At 40.1% G+C, this 3,684-nt stretch carries 4 protein-coding genes; 1 reads left to right on the top strand and 3 read right to left on the bottom strand.

Going from position 1 to position 3,684, the window contains the following annotated elements:
- Positions 1-432 precede the first annotated feature (432 nt).
- Entirely contained in the window at positions 433-2,454 is a 2,022-nt protein-coding gene (uvrB, locus tag CXF78_RS14250) for an excinuclease ABC subunit UvrB (RefSeq protein WP_011637626.1), read from the top strand.
- A gap of 136 nt (positions 2,455-2,590) precedes the next feature.
- On the opposite strand, the gene CXF78_RS14245 is transcribed toward uvrB, so the two are convergent.
- The 3 genes from CXF78_RS14245 to CXF78_RS21865 all read right to left on the bottom strand — a co-directional run.
- Complete coding sequence (locus tag CXF78_RS14245; RefSeq protein WP_102037174.1) at positions 2,591-2,809, bottom strand: hypothetical protein; 219 nt, start codon at positions 2,807-2,809, stop codon at positions 2,591-2,593.
- A gap of 15 nt (positions 2,810-2,824) precedes the next feature.
- On the bottom strand, positions 2,825-3,073 hold the full coding sequence (locus tag CXF78_RS22070; RefSeq protein ID WP_374702296.1) for a methyl-accepting chemotaxis protein: 249 nt from the start codon (positions 3,071-3,073) through the stop codon (positions 2,825-2,827).
- On the bottom strand, positions 2,979-3,684 hold a 706-nt coding region (locus CXF78_RS21865; RefSeq protein WP_145991456.1), incomplete at its 5' end, for a methyl-accepting chemotaxis protein. The genes CXF78_RS21865 and CXF78_RS22070, both read right to left, overlap by 95 nt.

Raw genomic sequence — 3,684 nt, 5'->3', positions numbered from 1 at the left:
CTCTTGGGCTCGAAAATTTGTATAAGAGCCAGGCGATAAGTTAAGTTGTTTATTATCAGTTAGATACTAAAATCAACTACTTTATTTATTCACTGTTCTCTCAAATGCAAAATTGTAATCTCTTTGGATAGCCGATTGTGTATTAAATTGTGGTTTAAGCTCGGTTTTTAGTGCATTCATGGCCTTTTATACTGATCTAATCGATTTGTTGATAACTTTCATATTACGATCATTTTGTTGTCATATTGATGAACTAAGTGACGGATATTGATCTGAATAAAGCCGGTCGAAATTAAAAAATGTGATGTGTTTTTTTCACCGATAGAGTCATTATTTTAAGCTAGGTCAGAAGATGTTCAGTGCTATTATGTATCGCCATTAACCTGTATTTAGGTATATGATAAATGGTTCAATAGAATAGGAAACCATGTTGTGTCAGAGTCAGTATTTTCCCTTGAGTCCAAATTCGAACCCGCCGGCGATCAACCTACAGCGATAAAAAAATTAGTAGATGGCTTAGAATCTGGCGTTGCTAGCCAAACGTTATTAGGCGTAACAGGGTCAGGTAAAACTTACACTATCGCGAATGTGATTAAGCAAATGGGCAGGCCAACTATCATTATGGCGCCCAACAAAACACTTGCTGCGCAACTTTATGGTGAGATGAAAGAATTTTTTCCGCATAACGCGGTTGAATACTTTGTTTCTTATTATGATTACTATCAACCAGAAGCTTATGTACCCGCTTCTAATACCTTTATAGAAAAAGATGCATCGGTGAATGCCCATATCGAACAAATGCGTTTATCGGCCACTAAAGCGCTATTAGAGCGTAAAGATGTGGTGCTTATTGCCTCAGTGTCAGCCATATATGGTTTGGGCGATCCAGATTCTTATATGAAGATGTTATTGCATTTGCGCCAAGGTGATTTTATGGGCCAACGTGACATCCTCATTCGGCTTAGTGAATTACAATACAAACGTAATGATATTGAGTTACAACGCGGAACATATCGTGTTCGCGGTGAAGTGATAGACATTTTTCCGGCAGAATCTGAACGCGAAGCTATTCGAATAGAATTATTTGACGACGAAATAGAACGCTTAAGTGAATTTGATCCTTTGACCGGGCAGATTAACAAACGAATAGCACGCGCCACCATTTATCCCAAAACGCATTATGTAACGCCAAGAGAGAAAATATTAGCGGCAACTGAAGAGATCAAAGAAGAACTCAGAGAACGTCGTCAATATTTACTCGATAACAACAAATTAATTGAAGCTCAACGGATCACCGAGCGCGTTCAATACGACATTGAAATGATGGTCGAGCTAGGATATTGCTCAGGGATTGAAAACTACTCTCGATATTTATCAGGCAGATCCTCTGGAGATGGGCCACCAACATTATTAGATTACTTACCTGCCGATGGTTTGCTGATTATTGATGAGTCACATGTGACAGTGCCGCAAATAGGGGCGATGTACAAAGGCGATAGAAGCCGGAAAATGAACTTAGTGGAGTATGGGTTTCGATTACCATCAGCATTGGATAACCGGCCGTTAATGTTTGAGGAGTTTGAACGGTTGATGCCGCAAACTATTTTTGTTTCAGCAACACCCAGCTTATATGAGCTTGAAAAAAGTACCGGCGAGATAGCAGAGCAGGTGGTAAGGCCAACTGGGTTACTCGATCCTGTGCTGGAAGTTCGGCCCGTGGGCATTCAAGTTGACGATTTGTTGTCTGAGATCCACAAACGCGTGGCGGTTAATGAACGTGTGCTGGTAACCACATTAACCAAACGGATGTCTGAAGATCTGAGTGAATACCTTGATGAACATGGGGTTAAAGTTCGTTATTTACATTCGGATATTGATACTGTTGAGCGCGTAGAAATTATTCGTGATTTACGCTTGGGGCGTTTTGACGTACTGATTGGCATTAACTTATTACGTGAAGGTTTAGATCTACCTGAAGTGTCATTAGTGTGTATTTTAGATGCCGACAAAGAAGGCTTTTTACGTTCAGAGCGCTCACTTATTCAGACCATCGGCCGCGCTGCTCGTAACGTTAACGGTAAAGTCATTCTGTATGCGGACCGAATAACAAACTCAATGGCTAAAGCCATGGGAGAAACTGAGCGTCGCCGTGAAAAACAGCATCAACACAACCTTAAACTGGGTATTGTGCCTCGTGGAGTAGTGAAAAGTATTACCGATGTAATGGATGTGGGTGATACTAACTTCAGTAAAGGTACCCGTAAAAATCACTCTAAATTTGCTGAAGTGGCAGAAGAACGCGCGAAATACACAAGTATTGCCGACTTGAGTCATCAAATTGATAAACTGGAAAAACAAATGCATGAACATGCTAAAAACCTAGAGTTTGAGCAAGCTGCCGCAGTGCGTGATGACGTAAAACATTTACGCGACCTGATCATTGTAAATAGTTAACCGACTGAAAAAGTGTAGTTTAAGGTAAATAGATGGCCAGTTTATCAATTAAAATATGAAAAACTGGCCGAAAATGTTATTTAAAATGACAATACAATGTCAGCTAATTTATCTTGAATTGACCAATTTGAGCTCGTTACTGTTGTGATAACTGACCGACTTGGATACTGGCAGTATTTGATTGCTGGGCATTGGTCACGGTAAAACGTGTTTCATCACTAATATTAACAATGTTTCGATTTATTTCATCGCTCACTGCCGTTTGTTCTTCTGCTGCAGTCACTATTTGTGTGGAAATATTGGCGATTGTCGCCACAGACTGAGTAATTTTTGTTAGTACATCACCAGCTTGCACTGTACTGTTTATAGCTTACTCACGACTCGTTGCCATTACTGCCACAGCTCCTTTTACGGCTGATTCTAATTGGCCGATCATTTGTTGAATTTGGTTCGTTGAATCTTGAGTTTGTACTTCATCAGCGACAACTGCAAAACCACGCCCTTGCTCTCCTGCACGCGCAGCTTCAATTGCAGCATTCAGAGCCAGTAAGTTGCTTTGGTCTGCAATTCCTCGAATGACTTCTAAGATTGTGCCTATTTGATCGGCATCTTTTTGCAATTGATATAGCGCCTTGCTCAATCCCTCTAGCAAGGTGATCGAATAAAGTCATGGTGTTTTTAACAATATTGTCACCATGGAGTGCATGGATATCAGATTCTTGAGCTGCTTGAGCCACTAACTCTGCATTATTGGCAACTTCAATGACGGTTGCTTGCATTTGATTCATTGCGGTAGCAACTTGCTCAGTTTCACTTTGTCGCCGTTGCATACCATTTAAGGTTTTGTTACTGGCCAAAGCTAACTGATTGCTTGCTGTACCTAATTGTTGGCTATTCTGATTAAAGTCAGTAATTAACTCGCCAATATTACCAACAAATGCATTGAAACTGGAGGCTACTTTGGCTATTTCATTATTACCGAAATAGTCTAATCTTGACGTTAAATCCTTGGCACCAGAGGCCAAATTGCGCATTGAGTCATCAAGTTTTTTTAACAGTGTCAAAATATGTTGATACAACACCATCATAATAATTACGATAAACAATCCTATACTAATACTTACCCATAATTGGACTCTTGCAGAAGTCGTTGTTGCATTGAGTGTTTCTTTTACGGTGGTAATAAACTGCTGATCCAGTTCTTGAGCTAGTTGGTCTAAATTCTCTGCC

Origin of the sequence: Shewanella sp. 11B5, from assembly GCF_002836795.1 — a bacterium.
GTDB lineage: Bacteria > Pseudomonadota > Gammaproteobacteria > Enterobacterales > Shewanellaceae > Shewanella > Shewanella frigidimarina.
This window is presented reverse-complemented; position numbering and strand designations above follow the sequence as displayed.